Annotated in this window: 22 protein-coding genes; 8 read left to right on the forward strand and 14 right to left on the reverse strand. The window is 61.5% G+C overall.

The window, feature by feature from the left end; translation table 11 throughout:
- Positions 1–28: 28 nt before the first annotated feature.
- From ACS92L_RS00570 to ACS92L_RS00595, 6 genes are all read right to left on the reverse strand, one after another.
- The gene (locus tag ACS92L_RS00570) at positions 29–982 is read right to left on the reverse strand and encodes an LpxL/LpxP family acyltransferase (protein WP_438766316.1); all 954 of its coding nucleotides are present in this window, start codon (positions 980–982) and stop codon (positions 29–31) included.
- Positions 979–1,767: a glycosyltransferase family 2 protein gene (locus ACS92L_RS00575; RefSeq protein ID WP_438766317.1), complete on the reverse strand. Its 789-nt coding sequence runs from the start codon at positions 1,765–1,767 to the stop codon at positions 979–981. Before ACS92L_RS00575 ends, ACS92L_RS00570 begins: the two co-directional genes overlap by 4 nt.
- On the reverse strand, positions 1,764–3,476 hold the full coding sequence (locus ACS92L_RS00580; protein ID WP_438766318.1) for an AMP-binding protein: 1,713 nt from the start codon (positions 3,474–3,476) through the stop codon (positions 1,764–1,766). The genes ACS92L_RS00575 and ACS92L_RS00580 overlap by 4 nt, the downstream gene beginning before the upstream one ends.
- A complete protein-coding gene (locus ACS92L_RS00585) occupies positions 3,473–4,036 on the reverse strand; it encodes a hypothetical protein (RefSeq protein ID WP_438766319.1) in 564 nt (187 codons plus the stop codon). The genes ACS92L_RS00580 and ACS92L_RS00585 overlap by 4 nt, the downstream gene beginning before the upstream one ends.
- A gap of 8 nt (positions 4,037–4,044) precedes the next feature.
- Positions 4,045–4,320 (reverse strand): phosphopantetheine-binding protein, encoded by a 276-nt coding sequence (locus tag ACS92L_RS00590; RefSeq protein WP_438766320.1) that lies wholly within the window; start codon positions 4,318–4,320, stop codon positions 4,045–4,047.
- A gap of 116 nt (positions 4,321–4,436) precedes the next feature.
- The gene (locus ACS92L_RS00595) at positions 4,437–5,189 is read right to left on the reverse strand and encodes a beta-ketoacyl synthase chain length factor (RefSeq protein ID WP_438766321.1); all 753 of its coding nucleotides are present in this window, start codon (positions 5,187–5,189) and stop codon (positions 4,437–4,439) included.
- Between the two features lie 194 nt (positions 5,190–5,383).
- On the opposite strand from ACS92L_RS00595, the gene ACS92L_RS00600 reads away from it, so the two are divergent.
- Positions 5,384–7,033, forward strand: coding sequence for a hypothetical protein (locus ACS92L_RS00600; RefSeq protein ID WP_438766323.1), 1,650 nt, complete (start codon positions 5,384–5,386; stop codon positions 7,031–7,033).
- A gap of 9 nt (positions 7,034–7,042) precedes the next feature.
- Here the strand turns inward: ACS92L_RS00600 and ACS92L_RS00605 are convergent, their stop codons facing one another.
- The 4 genes from ACS92L_RS00605 to ACS92L_RS00620 form a co-directional block, all read right to left on the reverse strand.
- On the reverse strand, positions 7,043–8,581 hold the full coding sequence (locus ACS92L_RS00605) for a PhnE/PtxC family ABC transporter permease (protein ID WP_438766324.1): 1,539 nt from the start codon (positions 8,579–8,581) through the stop codon (positions 7,043–7,045).
- Positions 8,568–9,263 carry an ATP-binding cassette domain-containing protein gene (locus ACS92L_RS00610; RefSeq protein ID WP_438766325.1) on the reverse strand — a complete coding sequence of 232 codons (696 nt, stop codon included), beginning with the start codon at positions 9,261–9,263 and terminating at the stop codon, positions 8,568–8,570. Before ACS92L_RS00610 ends, ACS92L_RS00605 begins: the two co-directional genes overlap by 14 nt.
- Positions 9,264–9,267: 4 nt before the next feature.
- A complete protein-coding gene (locus tag ACS92L_RS00615) occupies positions 9,268–10,119 on the reverse strand; it encodes a putative selenate ABC transporter substrate-binding protein (RefSeq protein ID WP_438766327.1) in 852 nt (283 codons plus the stop codon).
- A 167-nt stretch (positions 10,120–10,286) separates the two neighbouring features.
- Complete coding sequence (locus ACS92L_RS00620; RefSeq protein ID WP_438766328.1) at positions 10,287–11,729, reverse strand: sugar porter family MFS transporter; 1,443 nt, start codon at positions 11,727–11,729, stop codon at positions 10,287–10,289.
- Positions 11,730–12,331: 602 nt separating this feature from the next.
- Here ACS92L_RS00620 and zwf point away from each other — a divergent pair.
- The 3 genes from zwf to ACS92L_RS00635 all read left to right on the forward strand — a co-directional run bounded on the left by zwf (position 12,332) and on the right by ACS92L_RS00635 (position 15,267).
- On the forward strand, positions 12,332–13,813 hold the full coding sequence (gene zwf / locus ACS92L_RS00625) for a glucose-6-phosphate dehydrogenase (protein ID WP_438766329.1): 1,482 nt from the start codon (positions 12,332–12,334) through the stop codon (positions 13,811–13,813).
- Positions 13,800–14,480: a 6-phosphogluconolactonase gene (gene pgl / locus ACS92L_RS00630; protein WP_438766330.1), complete on the forward strand. Its 681-nt coding sequence runs from the start codon at positions 13,800–13,802 to the stop codon at positions 14,478–14,480. The genes zwf and pgl overlap by 14 nt, the downstream gene beginning before the upstream one ends.
- A 124-nt stretch (positions 14,481–14,604) precedes the next feature.
- Positions 14,605–15,267 (forward strand): bifunctional 4-hydroxy-2-oxoglutarate aldolase/2-dehydro-3-deoxy-phosphogluconate aldolase, encoded by a 663-nt coding sequence (locus ACS92L_RS00635; protein WP_438766331.1) that lies wholly within the window; start codon positions 14,605–14,607, stop codon positions 15,265–15,267.
- A gap of 271 nt (positions 15,268–15,538) precedes the next feature.
- Here ACS92L_RS00635 and ACS92L_RS00640 read toward each other — a convergent pair whose 3' ends face one another.
- The 3 genes from ACS92L_RS00640 to glk are packed head-to-tail and all read right to left on the reverse strand — an operon-like array spanning position 15,539 to position 18,236.
- The gene (locus ACS92L_RS00640; protein WP_438766332.1) at positions 15,539–16,402 is read right to left on the reverse strand and encodes an aldo/keto reductase; all 864 of its coding nucleotides are present in this window, start codon (positions 16,400–16,402) and stop codon (positions 15,539–15,541) included.
- 5 nt (positions 16,403–16,407) lie between these two features.
- Complete coding sequence (locus ACS92L_RS00645) at positions 16,408–17,277, reverse strand: D-hexose-6-phosphate mutarotase (RefSeq protein ID WP_438766334.1); 870 nt, start codon at positions 17,275–17,277, stop codon at positions 16,408–16,410.
- A complete protein-coding gene (gene glk / locus ACS92L_RS00650; RefSeq protein WP_438766336.1) occupies positions 17,274–18,236 on the reverse strand; it encodes a glucokinase in 963 nt (320 codons plus the stop codon). The genes ACS92L_RS00645 and glk overlap by 4 nt, the downstream gene beginning before the upstream one ends.
- 491 nt (positions 18,237–18,727) lie before the next feature.
- On the opposite strand from glk, the gene gap reads away from it, so the two are divergent.
- The 4 genes from gap to ACS92L_RS00670 all read left to right on the forward strand — a co-directional run bounded on the left by gap (position 18,728) and on the right by ACS92L_RS00670 (position 22,083).
- Positions 18,728–19,729 carry a type I glyceraldehyde-3-phosphate dehydrogenase gene (gap, locus tag ACS92L_RS00655; RefSeq protein ID WP_438766338.1) on the forward strand — a complete coding sequence of 334 codons (1,002 nt, stop codon included), beginning with the start codon at positions 18,728–18,730 and terminating at the stop codon, positions 19,727–19,729.
- A 96-nt stretch (positions 19,730–19,825) separates the two neighbouring features.
- Complete coding sequence (locus ACS92L_RS00660) at positions 19,826–20,506, forward strand: haloacid dehalogenase type II (protein ID WP_438766340.1); 681 nt, start codon at positions 19,826–19,828, stop codon at positions 20,504–20,506.
- Positions 20,507–20,746: 240 nt separating this feature from the next.
- A complete protein-coding gene (locus ACS92L_RS00665; protein ID WP_438766342.1) occupies positions 20,747–21,067 on the forward strand; it encodes a hypothetical protein in 321 nt (106 codons plus the stop codon).
- 176 nt (positions 21,068–21,243) lie between these two features.
- Positions 21,244–22,083: a dienelactone hydrolase family protein gene (locus ACS92L_RS00670; protein ID WP_438766344.1), complete on the forward strand. Its 840-nt coding sequence runs from the start codon at positions 21,244–21,246 to the stop codon at positions 22,081–22,083.
- A gap of 72 nt (positions 22,084–22,155) precedes the next feature.
- Here the strand turns inward: ACS92L_RS00670 and pncB are convergent, their stop codons facing one another.
- The gene (gene pncB / locus ACS92L_RS00675) at positions 22,156–23,322 is read right to left on the reverse strand and encodes a nicotinate phosphoribosyltransferase (RefSeq protein ID WP_438766346.1); all 1,167 of its coding nucleotides are present in this window, start codon (positions 23,320–23,322) and stop codon (positions 22,156–22,158) included.
- Between the last annotated feature and the right edge of the window lie 75 nt (positions 23,323–23,397).

A 23,397-nucleotide genomic window follows, 5' to 3' on the forward strand; every position in this document is an offset into this window, starting at 1 on the left:
GGCCGGCAGGACAGCGACTGTCCGTGAGTTAACGGGGTGGGCGTGCGTTTTGCTTTTCGGACTGCCAGAACGGGTAAAAGTTGAACCACTGTAGCGGATAACGACAGCAGAAATGTTCAAGACGCTCGACAAAGTGCGTCATGGTCTGCGCCATCCAGGCGTCACGTTCGCGACGCGACAGCTCGGCGGCATCGCCCAGCGACTCGAAGTGGACGTGATGCGTTTTGCCTTCGCGCGTGCAGAGCAGCAGATAGAGCGGACAGCGCAGCAGCATGGCGAGCCAGAAGGCACCTTCGGGAAAGGGTGCCGGGTGGCCGAGAAAATCGATCCAGCGCCGCCTGGCGCCGGTCTCGATGGGCTCGCGGTCGGCAGCAATGACCACAAAGCCGCCCTCGGCCACGCGGGCCTGAAGTCGCTGGGCCGTGGCCGGCCCCATATCGCTGACCTCGATCATCTCCACCGGCATGGGGCGGTCAATGTTGGCAAACAGCGAATTGAATCGCCGGGCGTGCTGCGTGTGCATGACCACACTCATTTTCAGATCGCCCCGCAGCTGTCCCAGCGCCTGGCAGAGTTCGTGGCTGCCCAGATGGGTGACCACGATAATGCCGCCGCGGCCGGCCTCGATGGCGGCTCTGAGCGTGTCGCGCTGTTCGATATGGATGGCGCGGGGGTCGATGCGGCCGTGAAGCGCCAGCACCTTGTCCAGAATGGCCGTGCCAAAGGTCGTGAAGTGGCGCACGGTGGCCATGCGCGGCAGCGTCACCGACGGGCAGAAGGCCTTCAGGCGCTGCTGGTACTGACGCGAGGCGCGTCGGGCGATCGGCCGGCGCAACCAGTAATACAGGCCGACAAGAAAGAGCACGCCCTGATAGGCGCGCGCGCCGAAGCGGTCATAAATGGCCAGCATCAGGCGAATGCCTCCGAGCGAGCCGGATTCGCTGATGGCCGACCAGTGGCGTCTGCGTTGCGGTGATGTCATGAGTGGCTCTTGTGTCGCGCGTGGCGCAAGGATCGACAGTGTCTGTACAGCAGCTTCGGCAGGCGTATCAGCATGCCAAGCGTCAGGCGCAGATGCATGCGCGCCATCAAAACGTTGTCCCGAAACAGGCGAAAATGGGACACGCCGTCCGTTGGATAGGTGACCCGTACCGCCAGATTGTCGACCGGCTGGCCGGCCCAGAACCAGCGCACCAGCACTTCGGTATCAAACTCCATGCGATCACCACAGCCGTGGCGTGCCAGCAGGGCATTGACCGGGACCAGCGGGTAAAGGCGCACGCCGCACATGGTGTCACGCAGCGCGGTGGACAGCGTGTTGCACCAGACCCACACATGGGTGATGTAGCGGCTGATAAAGCGGTGCAGCGGCACGCTGTGGTCAAAGCGCGGATAGCCGATCAAAAGCCGTTCGGGGTGTTGCCTGGCCGCCTCGATAAAGGGCGGCAGGCTCGATGGATCATGCTGGCCGTCGGCATCGACCTGCAGGGCGTGGGTAAACCCGAGTTCCCGGGCGTGAGCAAGGCCCAGGCGAACGGCGCGGCCCTTGCCGCCGTTGCGCGCCAGACGCAGCAGATGCACCCCGGGGGCCTGCGCCAGGCGCTCCAGCACCGCCGCGCACGCAACGTGACTGCCGTCATCAATGAGCACGATGGGCAGGTCCAGGCAGGCCAGCCCTTCACAGGTCGTCACGATGGCCTGTTCATGGTTGTACACGGGCACCAGCACACAGACAGAAAACGCGACGCCGTCGCGGACATGGCTCATGACACCTCCCCGGGATCGGTGGCGGCGCCGAGCAGGCGCAGCTGCAGGTGCTGGCCGCGATGAGAGCTGACGCTCACGGTCAGGGCGTCATGCTGGCGACTCAGCGTCATGACGGCGCGATCACCGGGCAAAAGCGGCGCGGGAAAGCGCACGCGTCGCATGTCGCGCCACTGATCCGGGCCCTTGAAAAGACGCTCGGCCTGCTGGCGGGCCCAGTGAATCAGGGCGATGCCGGGCACAATGGGTCGCCCCGGGAAGTGGCCTTCCAGCGCCGCCAAACGCTCGGGAATTTCAAGCGTGATCCGGCGCTGATCAGGGGTTGGCGATTCAATATCCAGCCAGCGTGGCTGGCGGCGATCATCGAGATCATCAAAGAGATGGCGTGCCATGGTCCGGGTGAGCTTGCCCTGGGCGTTGACCGGCAGCTGCTCTACAAAGCGCCAGAAACGCGGCAGTACCACGGGCTCGAAGGCATCGGCCAGATGCCGTCGCAAAGCGCTGATGAGCGCGCGTCGCGTGTCGTGGTCGTGGGCAATGGCGTTGTGTGCCATGGCGATCACTGCGCCGATGCGCCCGCCCGAGTGGTCGATGGTCAGACAGCGCGCGGCCACTACGCCGGGGAAGGCCTCGATATGATGGGCCAGTCCCTCCAGCGATACACGCTTGCCACCCACCTTGACGATGCGATCGGCGCGACCGTGCAGGATGAAGCGCGTCGGGTGCTCATCGAGCAGATGAATGTGATCGGCCTGCTCATGCCAGCGTTCGGGCTCAGGCAGCCGGGCGGATCGCAGCAGCGTGCGTGCGCCGTCACATCGAAGCGCTACGTCATCAAGCGCCTGCCAGGTCGTGTCGTGACAGGGCCGGCGCCAGGCAATGGCGCCGCTTTCCGAACTGCCGTAGATCTCGATAAGCTCGCTGCCCATCAGCGTCTCCGCATGAGCAGCGGCGGCCTCATCAAGCGGTGCGGCGGCACTGAAAAGGCGCCCGGGCCTGCGGGACGGCCTGTCGATCGCCGCTCCGGGCAGGCGGGAGAGCTGCGGCGGCGAGCTGATCAGGGCGCTGACCGGCACCTTCATGAGCCACTCGGCCAGCGTCTCCGGCCAGGTCACGATTTCAAGGCCGAAGGGGTGCGAGGTGGCAAGCGCGCGCAAAAGCCCGGCGGTCAGCCCCCAGGTGTGCTGATGGCTGACCTGACTGATCACGACGCCCTCGGCCAGCGGCCAGTGGCGCTCAAAGGCCGCAACTTCGGCTTCCAGCTGGCCCAGGGTGCGAAAGATGGGGGTGGGTTCGCCGCTGGAGCCGGAGGTGAACAGCACCACAGCGTCCTGGTTGGGAGAGAGCTGGGGAATTGGTGCCGCCGCCGATGGTGACGGGGTTGGCCGAGCGCCCGGCAGCTCACCGAGCAGAACCAGATGGCGCCGGCGTAGCTGGGCCACGGTCTCGGGCAGGGCGTCGCCGGGCAGCCAGACCCGGCGTCCGGCGTGCCACAGACCCAGCAGTGCCGCAGTAAAGCGCCAGGGGTCGCTGTCATACAGCGCCACTTCCTGATCCGGTGGCAGGGGCAGATTGGCCCAGGCCCTGATGGCCTCACACAGCTCGCCGCGGGTGCGTCTTTGCTGGCCTGAACAGGCCACGATGTCGGTGGCCTCGCCCGACAGCCACGGGCAGCGCGTCAGCGAGGGCGCAGAGAGAGGGTGAGCGCTCATGCGTTCACCGCCCGGCGCCGGACACGCTGGCGCACCAGCCACTCACCCGCCATCAAAAGGGCCGCCAAGGCGTAGCTGATGGCGCCGGTATAGTATTGCCAGACGTGAAGCGGCGCCCACAGCGCCAGCGCCAGGGCCGCCAGGGCATTGAGGCTCATGAAGATACCCCACATCCAGGTGACCCGGCGGGTATAGCGCACACCTTCGGGGGGCAGGTCGGGTTCCGACAGGCGGGCCAGCCGCTCGATGAGAGGCGTGGAGCGAAGACTGGTCAGAAAGATCAGCGCCAGCGAAACATTGATGATGACCGGGTAAAGACGCACGCCCAGTTCCGCACGGCCGCTCAGCAAAAGTGCCAGCAGCATCAAAAGCACCAGCGTCCAGCGGATGCGATGCGCTCCCGCCAGCCAGTGGGCGCCTGCCAGCACCATGAAGGTGGCCAGCAGAGCCTGAACGCCCCAGAGTGGCAAAACGATCCACAGGGCGGCCGGAAACACCACCATCGACAGTGGTGATGACCAGGGACGTGTACCGGGGCGCCCGGCAGGCATGGCTCCCATCAGGCACCTCAGTCGTTGCGACGCTCGGCAACCAGCGCGCTGAGTTGCCTGAGGCTTGCAAAGTGCTCGCGGTTTTCCTCGGCGTCGCTGTCCAGACGAATGCCGTAGCGCTTTTGCAGCGCCAGCCCCAGTTCCAGGGCATCGATGGAATCAAGCCCCAGCCCTTCGCCGAACAAATAGGCTTCAGGGTCGATATCGTCTGCCGTAATGTCTTCAAGCTCCAGCGCTTCGATGATCATGTTGGCGACATCGCGCTCAAGTTCGGTCAATGCTGTATCGGCCATGTGACGTTCTCCAGAATCCTTGTTGTCGTGTCCGAACAGACGAGTACGCCGCTGGGCCATCGTCTGCCCCGCCCGGGGGCGGCATATGATGCCAGAACCGGACAGGCTTTGGGGCGCTAACCGGTAAGCGGGGCGCGCTCATCGCTGATGGCCTGCCAGCAAAGGGGCGGGACACGCGTTGTCAGCTCGCCCTGTTCCGTCAGCCAGTCCGTCAGCCGCGGCGGCGTCACGACCGGCACCTGCGTGGCGGGCGTGTCAAGGCATCTGGCCTGCAGGCGCACGGCGTCGGGTGCGGGCGACAGCGACAGCTCCATCAGCATCGCAGAGGGGCGCTGCGGCGCCTGGTCCCGGATGCGATAGCGCTCGGGCACCGGCGAGTCGGTCAGAATCAGCATGACGCTGTCGCATCCCTCCGCCAGATAGCCCCGGGCCTCGCTCAAAAGCGCCTCGAACTCCTCACCGGCGGCGGCCAGCGCGGCCATCGAGGCGTGATTGTCAAAGGCGATCGAGTAGACGCCCAGCACGGCGTTGTGGACCGAAAGCCCGAATCGGGCCGGCGAAAGCGGCTCGCCTTCGAACAGGGTGTCGAGCATGTCCAGCGGGCGGTGGCCGTCGCCGTGGCGCGAGGCATGCAGCACCGGCACGGCCGGGCGCTCATGGGCGGCCATCTCGCCAAGAAGCGTACACAAGGCGCGCCCCAGCGGGGTCAGGCGCCGTCGCAGCAGGGCCGGCACGCTGGCGGCCGGCGGCTTGTCATCGGTGATGACACAGGCCGGTACCTCCAGGCCGGCACGCTCGGGAAGCCAGGCGCGCCAGCGATGAAGATAGAGCGTAGGTAGTGCGGTATCAGCATGGGATAAGCAGTCCATGCGAGCCTCCCGGAAAATGACATCTGATTGTAAGCGGCAGGCGTGGATTCATAAACCGGGAGTATGACAAACATCCCGAACGATCGTGGCGATGCCGTCGGGACGACGATCGCCACAATGGCATGGCAGCGTCTGTCCAAAACAGGTGTGATATCCCTTGATTCAGGCCTTGTAAGGCTTATACGGAGTTTTGAATGGCGCTTTCCACAGACGATCGCAATCGCCGACGCTTCATGCGTCGCGCCCTGACCCTGCTGCCTGTTGCCGGCATGGCGGGTGCTCTTGCAACCCCGGAGCGGGCTCAGGCCAGCGAGTCGCGTGAGCGATCCGAAGCGCTCGACATGACCGCGCGCAACAATATTCTTTACTGGGGCGCCGACCCGACCGGTAAAAGCGACAGCTCGGCGGCCTTTGTGCGCGCCGCGCGCTCCAGCATCGTCAACAGCCTTTATGTACCGCCGGGTCGCTATGCCATCGGGCAAACGGTCGATCTTGGCGGCAAGAATCTTGTCGGGCCCGGTCGGCAGCGCTTCAGAAATGAGGGTCACGCCATTTTGATGCCGTTTCACTCGCTGGGTGATGGCGTCATGTTTACCAACCACGGCCCGGTGGTACGCGATCTCAACTTCTCCAGCGGCCACAAGGGGCGCTGGAAGGGCACCTTTATCGACAGCACCGGGTACAACACCGTTGTTGAAAACGTCCATTTCGCCTCCGCCGAGATCGCCATCCGGGTGCGAGAGATTCTGGTCAACTACAGCCTGGTGCGCTGTACCTTCATCGGTGTGACCACCGGCGTGCAGGTCGATGACGAAAAGGGCAGCAACTCCACGACGGCACGCTTTGTCGGCAACGAGTTCAACTATTCCGACAATGCGATCATTTTCAAAAAAAATGTCTACGGGGCGACCTTTCAGGACAACATCTTCGAGGCCCTGAAAGGGGACGCCATTCGTGCCCGGCTGATCTATCGCTCCAGCTTTATCGGTAACTGGTGGGAGGGTCGCAACGGCGGCGAGTCTCCATGGCCGTGCGTGCGCACGACCGAAAGCCAGCAGTTCATGAACTGCTTCGCCTCGTCCAATACCTGCGTGTATGGCTGGACCAACGTCTTCAAGGACGACTCGCACAGCGGCGGTATGGGAGGCGTGTCGCTGGATGGCGGCGAGGTCGTGGTTCGCAATTCCACCGGCAACGCGCTGCGATTGTCCCCGAGTTCACTGCGTGCCGAGGCGGATGAATGGAAGCCGGCCACGCCGCTGGTAATCCAGTCGAGTCACTCTGCGAAAACCCGTCAGACCAATCCGATCGTGTTGCGCCACAGCGGCCCCGATGGCGCGGTGGTATTTGATACCGATCGGGACACCAAAAACAGGGGCGTTTGGGATGGCAAGCTGCGCTTTGCCTCTCAGGTCGATAGTGATGACAAGTTGTTGTATGACGACTATCGCGTCAATCGTGGCCGCCCGGGTGTGATCGGCGAGACGTCACTGGTGGATAAAAAGGGTGAGGTGCGCCACGCCCTGACCGGCATCGCGCAGTACGTCAAATGGCGCAAGGGCGGCGGCCCGGGCTGTGACTTCTTCAGTCGCTGTGAAGCCGTGGACAAGGGAAAGGTCGAGTTCTCCTTTCCTGACGGTGAGGTGGAGCTGCGCGACCCGATTATCACGGTAACGGTCGAGGATGCCGGTATCGTCCATGACGGCATCGAGTACCTCTCGGCCTACTCCGGCTCTTCCAAATATCAGGCCTGGAAAGGGTTTCGGGTCCGCTTTGTCGATCGCAAGAGCGGCCAGCCGGCACTGCCCGAAAGCTTCAGTCTGTCGATCTTCCATCCGGGCTGAGCGGCGTCACTAGGCGCTTTCTCCGACCGCCGCCGGTCGGGGCTTTTGACGGCGCTCGGGCAGGGCGCCCGGGCGCAGCCGGCGCGAGAGCCCATCCACCCCCATATTGATCACGGCCGTCACCATCAAAAGGGCGACGGCCTGATCAAACATCAGATACTCAAAGCTTGAGTCGATGTGAAAGCCCAGGGTGACCACGCCCAGCATCCCCAGAAGCGCCGTCTCGCGCATGATGACCTCGGCCCGATAGAACAAAAGCGCCAGCATGCCGGGATAGATGCGCGGCAGCAGCTCGTGGCTGTAGAGATTGACGCCGCGAATACCGGGCAGACCCGGTGTTATGTCGTCGGCATGGCGGGCGGCCAGAAAGGCAATCAGCGCGCCGTTGTGCAGCGACAGCGCAATCCATGCCGGCAGCAGTGATGGGCCGGTCAGCAACAGCAGGATAAAGGCCAGCAAAAGCTCCGGCGTCGAGCGCATGACGATCAGGGCGCCCCGCCCCGCGGTACGTGTGGCACGGTTGCCGAAATGACGGCTGACCAGCGGCCACGCCAGCAGAGCCACCAGCAGCGAGCCCACGGTGCTCATCAGTCCCAAAAGCAGGGTGTTGCCGATGGCGGGCAGCAGCGCCGGCAGGCCGGCAAACCAGCCCGGCAGTGCGGCGATATCGCCACTTAAAAGCGGCGGCGGCCAGATGTCGTGACTGACAAACTGCCACAAAAGGGTCGGGTTGACGCTGGGCCAGGGGCCGAGCAAAAAGGCCGTGCCCAGCAGCCAGGGCAGCAGCAGGCGACGGTGCGCCCACCAGGGAAGCGTGGCGATCAGCAGATAAAAGGCCCACAGCAGCGCCCCTCCTTCATGATAGCGGCCCTGGCGAAAGGCGCTTTCCAGATGGTAGCCAAGCGTGGGCAGTCCCACGAACCCCAGCAGCACACTGGCGCGCAGGGCGCATTCAAAGCGATAGCGCGTGTAGCCGGACAGACGCTGCCAGGCCAGCGGCAGCTCGGTATAGACAAAGCGGGAGAGCCGGTCGGTATCAGGCGACAGCGTTCGCGCCGGCCCGCGATCGATCTCGGCCAGGATTTCGGCATAGACCTTGGCAAAGGTGGCCGCATAGGGCAGGGCGATGGCCACCAGTGCCGTCACGGCAGACAGCCCGAACACCTGAAGAAACAGCAGCGCCCAGAAAAGCTCATGGATGGCCCGCACGAAAGCGCACAGGGTGCGTACCAGTCGTGAGCGCATGAAGATCAATGCCAGCGGAAACCCGAGCACCACGCCCAGCACCACGCCCCACAGGGCAAAGGTAATGGTCAGCAGCAGCGCCTGCAGCGGGGATTCGGTGGCCGTAATGTCCGGCAGAATCAGTCCCTTGAGCATGCGCCCCAGCTCGGCCCATGGGTCGCGCGTGGTGATCGACAGGTCGGCCAGCGGCAGCAGCACGGTCATGACGGCCACCATCATTAGTGTCAGGCGCAAAAGCCGGGCACCAAGATTGTCGCCGCGAAGCCAGCCAAACCAGCCGGCGGGGGCCTCAGTCCGTGACATACAGCACGTCAAGATCGTCCGATGTCAGCTCACAGGAGAGGGCATCGATGGTGATGCGGCCGTCATCCAGCCCGATGATGCGATCAAAGTGTGCCAGTGCCAGCTCGCGCTGATGCAGGGCCACCACGCAGGTGTGATGACGCGCCTTGATCAGCTCGAGCAGTCGAACGCCCTGGCGCGGATCGACGCTTGAAACCGGCTCGTCGCCGATGAAAACGGGTCGCCTTTGATACAGGGCGCGGGCGATCGCTACGCGCTGTTGCTGGCCGCCGGAGAGCTGATCGACCTGGCGGCGCAGCAGGCCGTCAAGCCCGAGTGTCCCGGCAAGCTCGCTGATCTCCTGCCAGCAGGCCCGGTCGGGACGCAGCAGGTTGATGAGGTTTTGCCAGCGCGAAAAATGGGCCAGACGGCCCATATAGATGTTGTGATAGGCCGAGAGCGTGGGCACCAGCGCATTGGCCTGCGGACACCAGGCGCTCTGGTCGCCGAGCTGAACGCGCAGGGCGTCCAGCAGAGTCGATTTCCCCACCCCGCTGCGTCCCAGCAGGGCGATACGCTCGCCCTGTGAGATGTGCAGTGTCAGGTCGGGAAAGACAACATTCTGGCCGTGCCCCAGCCTTTCATGGTCAAACCCTGCAAGTGCGGCGAAGGTGCCGGGGCCGGCAGTAGCAGTGTCCAGCATGGCCTTATCGCAGCAGCCCCAGCTCCTGGCCGACCTGCTCGATGGGCGCATAGTCCTCATTGGAGGCCGGAATGAACCCTTCACGCGGGAAGCTGGACAGAAGGTCAGGGTCGGTCATGTCCAGCAGGGCCTGGCGAACGTGGGCCGTGGCGTCGTCACCGTAGTGCTCATCAACATCACCGCGGATGGTCCACTGATAGTCCGGATAGCTCGGCGTGGCCCAGATCACGTGCACCTTGTCGGTGTCCACGCGGCCATCGGCCACGGCGGCGTCCCAGACGGTGTAATTGAGCGCACCGACATCAAAGGCACCCGATTCGACCAGGGCCATGGTACGGGTATGATCGCCCGAGTAGCCCACGCGGGAGAAGATGTCTTCAGGCGCCTTGTCAAAGCGCTCGCGCAGATAGTAGTCGGGCATCAATCGTCCGGAGGTCGAGGTCTTGGCGCCGAAGGTAAAGGTCTTGCCTTCCAGAGCATCCGGCAGCTCCGACTGATCTGCCTCAAGCCCGGTATCGGCATTGGCAATGAAATACGTCTCGAATTCGGCGTCTTCCTTGCCCTGGGCAATGGCCTGCGAGCCGGGTACAAACTGACGCGCCTGTACGCCGGTCAGGCCGCCAAACCAGGCCAGTTGAACCTGATCGTTGCGAAAGGCGCTGACGGCGGCCGCGTAGGACTTGACCGGAACGTACTCGACATCCAGACCCGTTTTCTCGGAAAGATAGTCGGCCACCTTGTCAAAACGCTCGACCAGCCTTGATTCGTCTTCGTCGGGAATGGCCGTGAAACGAAAGGTGTCGGCGAATGCCGTGGTGCTGAGCATGGCAAGGGAGAGGGCAACGAGACTGCGCATCGGGGAAACTCCTCAGAAGCGTCGAGTGGGGTTGAGAGGGCATGCTAGCACGCTCTGGCGCTTATATACGTCACTGCTGATATTTTTGTATGCCGCCGGCACTGCCATGACCATGAGAAAGCCCCTTCTCATGTGAGAAGGGGCCGGTCTGCAGGCATCGGGGGTGATCAGCTGCCGATGTTTTTGAGCGCCTTGCCACTCATCAGGTTCTTTTCGATCTTCTCAAGCGAGATGCCCTTGGTTTCGGGGATCAGCAGCAGCGTGAAGATGATAAAGACCACGTTGAGTACCGAGAGAATGCCGAATGTCATGGCGCCGCCGATGGCGGCAATCATGACCGGGAAGAACTGGCCGATGGCGAAGTTGCCCACCCAGTTGGCAACCGTTGAGCAGCTCAGGCCGAAGTCACGGCCGTTGAGCGGCTGGATCTCGGCGCACAGGGTCCAGATCAGCGGGCCTGCCGACATCGCAAATCCGGCGACGAAGATCAGCAGTGAGGCCATGCCGGTGTACTGCAAAAAGGTGGTGGTCGGGCCAATGACCAGAATGGAGGCCAGAATGGCCATGCTGGCAGCCATGACGGTAAAGCCGGCGTAGAGGATCGGCTTGCGGCCCAGACGATCCACGAAGCCGATGGCAATGAAGGTGGCCAGCACGTTGACCAGACCGGTAGCGACCGTGCTCCAGAGCTGGGCGGCGGTGCCTTCAAAGCCCGACATCTGAAAGATCTGCGGGGCGAAGTACATGATGGCGTTCATACCGGTGAACTGCTGAACCAGCTGCAGACAGATGCCCAGCATCACCGAACGACGGAAATTGGGATTTTCCTTGAACATCTGAAAGCCGCGGCTTTTCTGCTCGGCGTTGATGCTCTCCTCGATTTCGCCCATTTCGTAGTCGATTTCGACCTTGCTGCTGCGCAGTCTGGTAAGCACTTCACGAGCTTCCTCAAAGCGGTCTCGCGAGGCGAGCCAGCGCGGGCTGTTGGGCACCATGAGCACCCCGATAAACAGCATGGCGGCCGGAATCATCAAAACGCCGAACATCCAGCGCCAGCTTTCGATGTAGCTAAAGGCCAGGTTCGAAACAAAAGCGGCCAGAATGCCGATGGTCACCATCAACTGATAAAAGGAGATGGTGGTACCGCGAATGCGTTCGGGGGCGACCTCGGAAAGATACAGCGGGGCCGTAAAGGAGGCCACGCCTACGGCCAGGCCCAGCAGAATGCGGGCGATGACCAGAATGTGCGGGCTGGTCGACATGACGGCCACCAGCGCACCGACAAAAAACAAAAGCGAGCTGTACATCAGCGCCTTTTTGCGGCCAAAGCGCTGGGAAACGGCGCCGGCGCCCATCGCACCCAACGCGGCCCCGACCATCATGGAGCTGACAATCCAGCCCTCCATCAGCGTGGAGATGTGAAACTCGTTGACGATAAAGGGCAGGGCGCCCGAAATGACGCCGATATCCATGCCGAACAGCAGGCCGGCCAGAGCGGCCAGGCCGCAGCTCAGCCATACCATGGGCACGATATCGGCATTTATGACCGCGTCCGGCTTGTCCTGACCCTGTTGTGCAGCGCCTGAGCTGCCCCCTGAGTGACCTACCATGTCATTTCCTTATACAGCCATGATGAAAGTGAAGTGCTTAATCGTGTCAGCCATAAACTACCAGCGCCGATGCCTGTGTACTGCGCCATTATGGGCATTTGCTGTCACATGCAGAGAGCAGGGTTCTCTGAAGCGAACCGTTTCGGAAAAACCGGAGAAATGGTGACCGATGGGTAGCGGATGGCGCCGAGAATCGTACGCACCATAATAAAATTGTTAAGGTAGGGTAAGGCTAGTGAGCACCATGACGTATTAGACCAAAGGCTTATGATTCGGGCGTTTATGGGCGGGTCATGGCAATCAATACGTTGTGAAAATCTCATCCCCAAGGCAAAAGAGTACTGATATCATTGTGGCCTCATGCAGCCTCGATGCCGCCGAACTATCCTGTCAAATGATGCATGATCAGGGTCGCGCGCAGCCATGCCTGTGCCAACGGTCTGCCCGCCATGCCGGATACTGGTTCGACAGTGTTCATACCCTCAGGGGCAGACAATGGGGCTGCTACCTGCTGCCCTGATGGAAGAAGCAATGTGTTGCGAGGATGATGTGCTGATGTCTAACGTTGTCGGAAATCTACCAAACCGGGAAGGGAGCACGGCATGAGTGTGAAAGACGACAACAGTACTGCTGTCGATCTGGCGCTTTTCGGTGCGCTGGGCGATCTGGCCCTGCGCAAGCTGTATGTTGCGCTCTACCATCTGGATCGCGAAGCGCTGATGGCGCCCGAGACCCGTATTCTGGGTCTGGCGCGTCAGGAATACGACAAGGATGCCTTCCGTGCGCGCGTGCGCGATGCACTGGAAACCCGCGTACGCCCCGATGAGCGTACCGAGGAGAGCATGAATCGGTTTCTGGCGCGGCTGGACTATATCGAAATCGATTTTGCCTCTCCCGAAAGCTACAACCAGATTGCCCGGTGGCACGACAACAGTCCGCGACCGCTGACCATCTATCTGTCGGTGCCGGCGCGTCTTTACGGCGATATCTGCGCCAATCTGTCGACAAGCGGCTGTCTGGATGACGAATCCCGCGTGGTGGTCGAAAAGCCGATCGGCTATTCGCTTCAGACCTCCGAGCAGATCAACGACGCCATCGGCGCCGTGTTTGACGAAAGCCGGATCTATCGCATCGACCACTATCTGGGCAAGGAAACGGTTCAAAACCTGCTGGCCCTGCGTTTTGCCAACCCGCTGTTCGGCAGTCAGTGGAATCAAAGCCATATCTCGCATGTCGAGATCACGGTGGCCGAGACGGTCGGCATTGAAGGGCGCTGGGGCTATTTCGACCAGGCCGGCCAGCTGCGCGACATGGTCCAGAACCATCTGATGCAGCTTTTGTGCATGATCGCCATGGACCCGCCTTCCAACCTTGATGCGGACAGCATTCGCGATGAAAAGGTCAAGGTGCTCAAGGCACTGCGCCCGTTTGAAGGCGAGCGTCTGGACACCGATGTGGTCAGGGGGCAGTACATCGCCGGTACCATTGCCGGCAAGTCGGTGCCGGGCTATCTCGAGGAGGAGGGCGCCAACGTCGACTCGCGCACCGAAACCTTTGTGGCCTTCAAGACCGAGATTCAGAACTGGCGCTGGGCAGGCGTGCCCTTTTATCTGCGCACCGGCAAGCGCATGCCGGAAAAGCTCTCGCAGATCGTGATTCACTTTCGCCCGCAGTCGCACTACATCTTTGATAACGACCAGCGCAGCATGGCGGCCAACAAGCTGATCATCCGGCTGCAGCCCGACGAGGGCATTGCGCTGCAGGTGCTGACCAAGGACAGCGGGCTGGACAAGGGCATGCGCCTGCGTACCGGGCCACTGCATCTGGACTTTCATCAGGCCTTCCCCTCGGCGCGTATCCCCGACGCCTACGAGCGGTTGCTGCTTGAGGTCATGAAGGGGCAACAGTATCTGTTCGTGCGCCGTGATGAGATCGAATACTCCTGGCGCTGGATCGATCAGCTGATTCAGGGCTGGGAGGCGCGCGACATCATGCCCAAGCGCTATCCGGCAGGCTCGTGGGGCCCGGTTTCCTCCATTGGCATGATCACCCAGGACGGACGAAGCTGGTATGAAGACTACTGAAGCAGATGACGCGCGAACGCGTCTGGCACACGATCTGGCCGTGAGCATTGCCGGCGCGCTCAGGGAAGACCTTGAGCACCAGGAGCGGGTGACGCTGGTTCTTTCGGGCGGCAGCACGCCGAAACCGTTCATGCAGGCGCTGAGCGCCCTTGAGCTACCGTGGTCCCGGGTAGACATTACGCTGGCCGATGAGCGGTGGGTGCCGACCGACCACGACGACAGCAACGATCGTTTCGTGCGCACCCATATGCTGATCAACGCCGCAGCCCAAGCCCGTTTCCATCCGCTCGTCAATGACGAAAAGACGCCCGAAGATGGGGCAGAAGACGTCAGTCAGCGCCTTGCGGCGTTGACCTGGCCTGCCAGCGTGGTGGTACTGGGCATGGGCGGCGACGGCCATACGGCCTCGCTTTTCCCGGACAGCGAGCAGCTTGCCGAGGGGCTGGAAAGCGAGGCGCTGGTGATTGCCGCTCATGCGCCAAGCGTTGGCCAGCCGCGAATCTCTCTGACGCGCGATCGCCTCATGCGCTCGCGCCGTCGCTATCTGCATCTCAACGGGGCCGACAAAAAGACCGTGCTGGCCAGCGCCATGGCCGGAAGCGATCGCAATGAACTGCCGATTCGGGCTTTTCTTGATGCGCCGCTGGCACTTTACTGGGCGCCATGACACGATAAACCATGTCCCGGCGCCTCAGGCAATGCCGGGCAAACAAACAGAGCCGAATCGAGGATGATGATCCTCGATTCGTTTAGTGCGGCGCATACCGCCGGGGTGATGATCAGGAGGCTTCATGGCATCGGACAAGCAGCTACCGTCCACACGTACGACCGAAATTGACAGCATCTGTCAGCGGACCACGGTAATTCCGGTGCTGACCATTCATCGCATCGAGGATGCCGTGCCGTTGTGTCGCGCGCTTTATGAGGGTGGCCTGACCGTACTGGAGATCACCCTGCGAACGGACTGCGCCATGGAAGCGTTGTATCGGCTGCGTGATGAACTGCCCGAAGCCAGCATTGGCGCCGGTACGGTGCTGACGCCTGCCCAGTATCGCCGCGCAGAAGACGCCGGCGTGGATTTTGTGGTCACCCCCGGCACGACCGATCGCCTGTATGAGTACGGTATCCAGAGCCCGGTGCCGCTGCTGCCGGGCATCGCAACCGCGACCGAGCTTCTGACCGGCTGGCAGTACGGCTATCGTCGCTTCAAGTTCTTCCCGGCTGAAGCCAGCGGCGGTGTCGCTGCGCTCAAGGCGCTGGCAGGCCCGCTGGGCGATGTTCAGTTCTGCCCGACCGGCGGCATTACGCCTGACAATGCGGAAAACTATCTAAGGCTTCGCAACGTCATGTGCGTGGGCGGGACATGGATAGCGCCAAAGGAATTGATTGAAAACGAGGACTGGGACGGCATCCGCGCCATCGCTCGTGAGACCGTTGCCACCATCAAGCACTGAGTAATGCATTAATCGAATTATCAGACGACAGGGCATAAACAACCTGTCGCTACCGACTCTCTCGGCAGCCTCGGCTGTTGTTTTGCCCGTCTCGTTTTGAGGCGGGCTTTTTTTTGGTCGCGGCTTCAGAAATCATGTCAGGGATTGGGTGCGGCTCGCTTGGTCGGTAGCCCTGCTTACGGCGCCACCGGTCTCGATGCCGGAAAACGCGCAGAAAAAAAGGACTGCCCGCTCGAAAGCGGACAGCCCTGGAACGTCCTGGCACGAGGGATCAGGGGACGCGGCAGGCGCGAACCGCTTCCAGCAACGCGAACCACTCCGGCCGGCTCAGCGTCAGGCCGGCATCGTGGGCCAGTGTCTGAAGTCGTGCAGGCCGAAGCGTGCCCACAACCGCCCTGGGTCGGCCCGGGATGGTGTTGAGCCAGGCCAGCGCAACGCCGGCAGGGCTGACCTGGTGGGTGTCAGCCATCGTTTTGAGCACCTGACCCAGCTGGTTTTCAAAGATGCGCCCGCCCCACAGTGGGGAACCGGCCAGACCCGACATGTTGTCGCGCAACAGGCTGTCCCACATGCCATCAAAAAGCATCTGGCTGCGGGCGATCGACATCTCCATTTGCTGACAGGCCAGCGGTGTCTTCATGGCGGCCTGTAGATGGCGCCACTGGGCGGGCAGGAAGTTGGCCACGCCAATCCGGCGCGCTCGACCGCTGTCGATAATGGCGTCCAGCGCCTTTCCGGTGGCTTCCACATCCATCAGCGGATCGGGGCGCATGAGCATGAGGGTGTTGAGCTGCTCCAGGCCCAGCTGCTTCAGCGCGCGATCCACGACCTCGTCAAGATACTCGGGGCGCGTGTCGTAATACTTGGCGCCAAAGGGGTCGTCGTTGCGCCGTGCCGGGATCACGCCAACGCCCATGTCGAACTGCAGCTGTCGGGCGGACTCGCCCGACAGTTGCCGGATGGCCTGTCCCAGCAGGGCTTCCTGATCCCTTTCGAGATCGCTGTGATCAAATTCACAGAGCCCTTCTTCAAGGCGCTGCTCAAACCAGGCGGCCACGGCCTCGGGCGTTTTCAGGCTGTCGTAATACGGCAGCTGACGCAGACCGATCACGAAGGGCGCAACATTCGTGCTCATCAGCGTTATTCCTGGGCCGGAGATTCAGGGCTTATGTGCATCGACAGGACGTGCTGCGCCCCGGGGGCGAGCCAGACCGGATCCAGACGGGTACATGCCGGCTCGATGCAGAGAAAGTTCAGGCGTTCACGATCAGGGATGTCGCTCGGCAGCTTATCACCCGGATGCCAGACCACGGTCGAGTCGCTGCCCTGCTTGGCAATTCTCAAACGCCTTTGGCCGTCGTCCAGCACCAGCGGTCGGCTGGAGTGATGAATGCGATCCAGCGCCCCGCGAATGCCCAGCACGCCGGTCTGTTCTGCCTCGGCGTAGTCGGCCAGCTTGTCGAGATAGCGCGCCCCGCCCAGCCCCTCGATGCGGCACTGATGGGTGTCCGGGACGGCGAAATAGGCGTGCAGCGCCTGGGTCAGACGTATCGGCGTTTCGCCGATGTGCTCGGTGACAAGCTCCATGGCCAGACGCTGCGCGTTGGCGTGAATGACCAGTCGGGGCGCGAGCATGTCATGCAGCTTCGTTTCGGGCGACAGGTGAATTTCCACACCGCCTTCCACATCCTCGTCGACGGCGTCGATGCGCCAGTCGGCCGTACGGGCCAGCCCGTGCATCGGCCCCTGACCATCGTCGGGCTCGCCAAACCAGGGCCAGCACAGTGGCACGCCGCCGCGAAGCGCCTCCGGCGGCGCCTTGGGCGTGGACGTGGTCCAGAGCCAGCCGCGCTCACCGGCCGGGGCATAGTGCAGCAGGTGACCGCCGTGGCGGGAGAGAATCAGCTGGCCCCAGTCATCGTTGATGACCAGCAGCGAACGCCCCTGCCAGGTGGCATCACGCTGCCCCTGAGTGGAGGACAAAAGCTCGCTTAGTGCATCCGGGATCATGTCACCTCCTCGTTGTGGAGTGCTTCGGCCGCGCCCAGCAGTCCGGTCCATTTGGCGGTCACGACCCAGGTCGCGATATCGGCATTGTAGGGGCTCATGCGTCCCTTGTCGGCAAAGGCCTTGCGAAAATCGCTGATCCGGAGCACATCGAGGATGCGTGGCAGGATCCCGCCGCACAGATAAACACCGCCGCGGGCACCCAGCGTCAGGGCGGCGTCGCCGGTGGCATCGCCGAGAATCTTGCAAAAGCGCAGTACGGCCTGATGGGCGACGTGATCCTTTTCACCGCGGGCGGCTTCGGTCACGCATGCCGGCGTTTCAAGGCGGCAGCCATGACCTTCGAACTCACACATGGCCGTGTAGATATCCAGAAGGCCCTGGCCGCACAGAACGCGCTCGATCGAGACGCGACCATAGCGTCCACGAAACCACTGCAGCAGACGAATCTCGAAGTCATCGACCGGGGCGAAACTGGCATGGCCGCCTTCGGCCGACAGCGGGATCCAGAAACGCTGACTCGGTGCCAGGCCGGCCAGCCCCAGGCCGGTGCCCGGGCCGATCACCAGTCGGGCGCGTCCGGCTTCGCTGTGGCCGTTGCCCAGGTTGACCAGATCCTCGTCGGGAATATGGGGCAGTCCCAGCGCCATGGCGGTAAAATCGTTGATGACCTTGAAGTTGTCCAGGCCAAGACTCTGTTTCATGGCGTTTTTGGAAAAACGCCATGGATTGTTGGTCATCTTGATTTCGTCATCGTGTACCGGGCAGGCAAAGGCCAGACAGGCCTCGATCGGCCGCTCACCATCGACACTGGCAAGATAGGCATTGACCGCGTCATCAAGGTTGGCGTGATCGGCACAGGCCAGCGTCTGGATATCATGCAGATCGAAGGCGCCGGGGGTCACCAGGGCGAAGCGGGCGTTGGTGCCACCGATATCGCCGACCAGGGCGGGGCGTGTCATGGCGAATGGTACTCCTGAGGTTCTATAAGTCTTTGAAACATGTCCTGCTCATCGCTATCGCCAGAATATCAGTCATTGTGGCAACACGCTGGCGAGGGGTCATACAGGATAAAGCATGTCACACAGGCAGGACTTTACCGGGTTGCGCCTGGTTTGACACGATTCATCCATTTTGTGGCCGTTGTCGACGACAGGGCTTTTATAAGCTCTGCCGCCTCAGGCAGGGGCCGGGTCACTCAAAGAAGATGGGTTCTGGCGTAATTCGTTGTCCCGGGCCAGACTTGTCCGGGCATCACATCGCGGCGAACGCAAAAATATTGGTGCCTGTCCGGTTTGATCGATGGCACCAATATGGACAGTGCTTTACAACAGGCCATTGAGGTCAGAAAAAATGACCCCACGTTAGACAATCAAGGGCCGAAAACCGAGAGAATTGCGGCTCATTAACCTGTCGGTGATGAGCTTCATCCAATGTCGCAGGAGGAGAAAACATGACGCTTCGTGTCGCAATCAACGGGTTCGGACGTATCGGACGAAACACCTTTCGTGCACTTTATGAAGGGGGTTATCGTGACCGTATCGAGGTCGTTGCCATCAACGATCTGGGCGACCCGGCGCTGAATGCGCTGCTGCTGGAAAATGACACCACGCACGGCCATTTCAACGCCGACATTACGCATGACGACGAAAGCTTTACCGTCAACGGCGACCGTGTTCGCATTCTCTCCGAGCGGGATCCTGCCAAGCTTCCCTGGGGCGATCTGAATATCGATCTGGTCATGGAATGCACGGGTATCTTCACCAAGCGCGATGCCGCTGCCAAGCATATTGAAGCCGGCGCCAAGCGGGTGCTGATTTCCGGGCCGAGCGGTGATGCCGACGCCACCATCGTCTTTGGTGTCAACGAAAACGTACTGGAAGCCGGCCACACCGTGGTTTCCAATGCGTCGTGCACCACCAACTGCCTGGCGCCGGTAGCCAAGGCCCTTAACGATACCGTGGGTATCGAGACCGGCCTGATGAACACCATCCACGCCTACACCAATGATCAGAACCTGTCTGACGTCTATCATTCCGACCCGTTCCGCGCGCGCAGCGCCACGCAGTCGATGATTCCAACCAAGACCGGTGCCGCCTCGGCCGTGGCCAAGGTGCTGCCCGAGCTTGACGGCAAGCTGGACGGTTTCGCCATTCGCGTGCCCGTGATCAACGTCTCGGTTGTGGATCTGACCTTTACGGCCTCGCGCGAGACCAGCCGTGACGAGATCAACCAGATCATGCGCGATGCCGCCGAGAAGTCGGGCGTGTTGAACATCAACGAGAAGCCGCTGGTCTCGATCGATTTCAACCACAACCCCAGCTCCTCGACCTTTGACACCAACCACACGCGTGTCAACGGCAAGCTGGTCAAGGTCATGTCCTGGTACGACAACGAGTGGGGCTTTTCCAACCGGATGCTGGATACGGCACTGGCCATGGGCAAGACGCTTTAAGCATTACCCTGTAATGTTATCGCTCTATAAAGGGACGCCTTCGGGCGTCCTTTTTTGACGCATTTTCTGAATACACAGCTTTCTCATGGAGGAGAAATGACACAGACCCTACTGGCCTTTGATGTTTACGGCACGCTGATCAACCCGGGCGCCATGTCCGATGTGTTGCGTCCGACGCTGGGCGACAGCGCAGAAGCAGTCGCCGCCCAGTGGCGCGCCAGCCAGCTGCAGCTGGCCTTTCGCCGCGGGTTAATGGGCCGCTACGTTGAATTCTCGGTGTGTACCCGTGATGCGCTTGATGTGGCCATCGCGGCGCAGGGTGTCGATGTTGATGCCGCCACCCGGGATGAATGGCTATCGGCCTATGCCCGGCTGCCCGCCTTTGAGGAGGTCGATGCAGCGCTTGCCTCGCTGGTGGCCTCCGGCTATCGCTGTGTGGCTTTTTCCAACGGCACCGAAAACGCCATGCAGGCGGTGCTGGGCAATGCAGGGCTTGCCCATCACTTTGAGGCGCTGGTCAGCGTTGACGACATTAAACGCTTCAAGCCTGACCCTGTGGTCTATCACCATATGGCACGGCGCATGAATGTGGCCCACGAAAATGCCTGGCTGGTCTCGAGTAACAACTGGGATATTCAGGGGGCTCGTCATGCCGGTTTGAAGGCGGCCTGGATTCATCGTGACAAAACGGCATTGATAGAAGACCCCGCGCTTGTACCAAATATCGAAGTCGAACGCCTCGATGAACTGGCGCAAAAGCTGGCCGAAGGACGCTGATATCAAGCAATAATCGGGGTATCCCGTGTGCCCCGATTTCCGCCTGATGGCTGGCCTGAAGGGGCGAAAGTGTCGCATTATGGCGACAATTTTATTGACAAATATACCGTGTTCTGATCAGTTCAATATGTTAAGGTTGCGCTTTAAAACGAATGATTTGTCAACCTTGATTGATTCTTTTGCGTGCAGCAATGCACCCGAAATGACTGCCGTTCAATGGCAGCAACAGGTCAGCCAGCCATGCCATACGTAACCGGAAAACAATGTGTCAGCGGTGTCCATCAGCTTTTGGGATCAACGCTGAAGGATGCACGTCGGGAGCGGCAGGGGCGTATCGTCGGTATCGATCAAACGCGGGAACATCCGGTCATCGATGTCATCTGGCAGGGACAGCCCCGCGCAGAGCGCATCATCATTACCTGCGACCAGCTCCGCGACCTTGTCCGGGCAAGCCTTGCGCGTGCAGCGTCACAGGCAAAGGGAGTCTCCTCGACCGATACCGTCGATGAGCAGACGCATAGCCAGGCGCCGGTAGTGGTAGCCGAGCAGCGTCGCGCCTGAGCCGCGCTATCGTTTTACGTTCGTGAAAGGGGGCTTCGCCATCACCGGCGAGGCCCTCTTTTCGTATGGCTTGCAGTACGTGACGCCACTGAATAATACCGCCGTATGCCATGTCTTCTTATACTGTCGTGTGCGAGGGCACTACAAAACCAACAGACCACAGCAGGGGAGCTTTCATGAGAACCATGTTTCTGGGAATCGGCATGGGGTTGATGCTGGCCAGCGTCAACACCTGGGGTGAAGAGGGTGCGCCGGGGCAGATGGGGCCGAAGGTTGAAACGCGCACCCTGACCTATAGCGTGGATGGCGAAAACTACACCGGCTATCTGGCTCGCGACACCAAAACGGACAGCAAGCGCCCCGTGGTGCTGGTGGTCCACGAGTGGTGGGGGCTGAGCGACTACATTCGCCAGCGCACCGAGCAGCTGGCCGCGCTCGGCTATGTCGCCTTTGCCGTGGACATGTACGGCAGTGGGAAGACGGCCACCCATCCTGATGAGGCCGGCAGTTTCTCGAGTGCCGTAATGAACGACTGGCCCGGTGCCCGGCACAATCTGGAAACCGCCATCGAGGCGCTCAAGGACACGCCGGGCGTGGACGACTCACGCATGGCCATCATCGGCTACTGCTTCGGCGGCGGCGTGGCGCTTAACGCTGCACTGGACGGCATGCCGTTCAAGGCCGCGGTGAGCTTTCACGGCAGCCCCGGGCAGGTGGTCGAAACGCCGAGCCACTTTGACGGGCGGGTGATCATCCAGAACGGGGCGAGCGATCAGATGGTCGAGCAGTCGGCGCTTGAATCCTTGCTGGAGACTTTTGAAGGCGTGGAAACCGATGCCACACTGATCCAGTATCCCGGCGCCATGCACGCCTTTACCAATCCGTACGTGGATGCAAAGGCGCGCGAGTTCGATCTGCCGCTGGCCTACAACGCAGCCGCCGATGCCGCCAGCTGGCAGGTCATGCTCAACGTGTTCAACAAGGTCTTTGCCGCGCCTCCGGCCGCCGCAAAATAGAATGATGCTTCATGAAAAGGGGGCCGGTGCGGTGTCTACCGTAGCGGCCCCCTTTGTTATCGGCCATGCCCCTTATTGAGGCAGGGACAGAATGCGCCGCGCCAGATGAATCATGCCCGGGTCACCGGTGTTTTTGGCCCGAATGTCGGAGAGCTTGACGACCGGCAGCCACTGATCCCCCTCGGGGCGGGTTTCGGTCATCTTGACCACCATGTTCATCGGTTTAAGGCCGACATCGTTGGTGAAGTTGGTGCCAATGCCGAATGACATGCCGATACGCCCTTCACAAAAGCGCGTGATCTTTTCGACCTTGTGGGTGTCCAGCGCATCGGAAAAGATGATGGTCTTGCTGCGCGGGTCGATCCCGTAGTGCTCGTAGTGATCGATGGTCGCCTTGGCGAATTCGATGGGGTCGCCGCTGTCGTGGCGAATACCGTCAAAGAGCTTGGCGAACATCTTGTCAAAGCCTTCAAAAAAGACCTGGGTGGTGAAGGTGTCCGACAGGGCAATACCCAGATCGCCGCGATAGACCTCGACCCAGTTCTCCAGTGCCAGCGTATTGGCCATCTTGAAGCCGAAACGGGCGGCATGGAACATGAACCACTCGTGGGCGTGCGTGCCCAGCGGTTTGACCCCGTGGCGATGGGCCATGTGCACATTGCTGGTGCCGGTAAAGGTACTGCCGCCGTAGCGCTTGAGCGTGCTTACGACCAGATCGTGTACTTCATAGGAGTGGCGCCGGCGGGTGCCGAATTCGGCGATGCGCACGCCCAGCTCCCCGTAATGCTCGATCTTTTCACGCGTGCGCCGGGTGACCTGTTCATCGCTGTCGCGCTGCTCATCGAGCATCTCGTACCAGATCTGGCTGATCAGCGTCATCAGCGGCACTTCCCAGAGAATGGTGCGATACCAGAGCCCCTCGATGGTGACGCTCAGCGTCTCGCCGTGCTGCTCGATGGTGACCTCGTGGGGCTTGTAGCGAAAGCCTTCCAGAAAGTCATGATAGGTCGGGTCGAGATAGGGGCAGGTGACTTCCAGAAAATGGCGCTCTTCGCCCTTCAGCCGCAGCGCGGCCATGGCATCTACCTGCTCCCTGAGCCGTTCGCCAAAGCCGGGCGGGAAGGCATGCTCGCCACGATTGATAAAGCTGTAGCGCGCATAAGCGTTGGGAAACAGTTTCACCACGGCGTTTTGCATGGTGAACTTGTAGAAGTCATTATCAAGGATCGAATGCAGCATTGAGCGAGTCGGCATCTCTGTTGATGGCCATTTAAGCGATAGCTCGACAGCATAGCGCAGCAGCCAGGCGGACTC

This window comes from Kushneria halocnemicola, from assembly GCF_965650455.1.
Taxonomy (GTDB): domain Bacteria; phylum Pseudomonadota; class Gammaproteobacteria; order Pseudomonadales; family Halomonadaceae; genus Kushneria.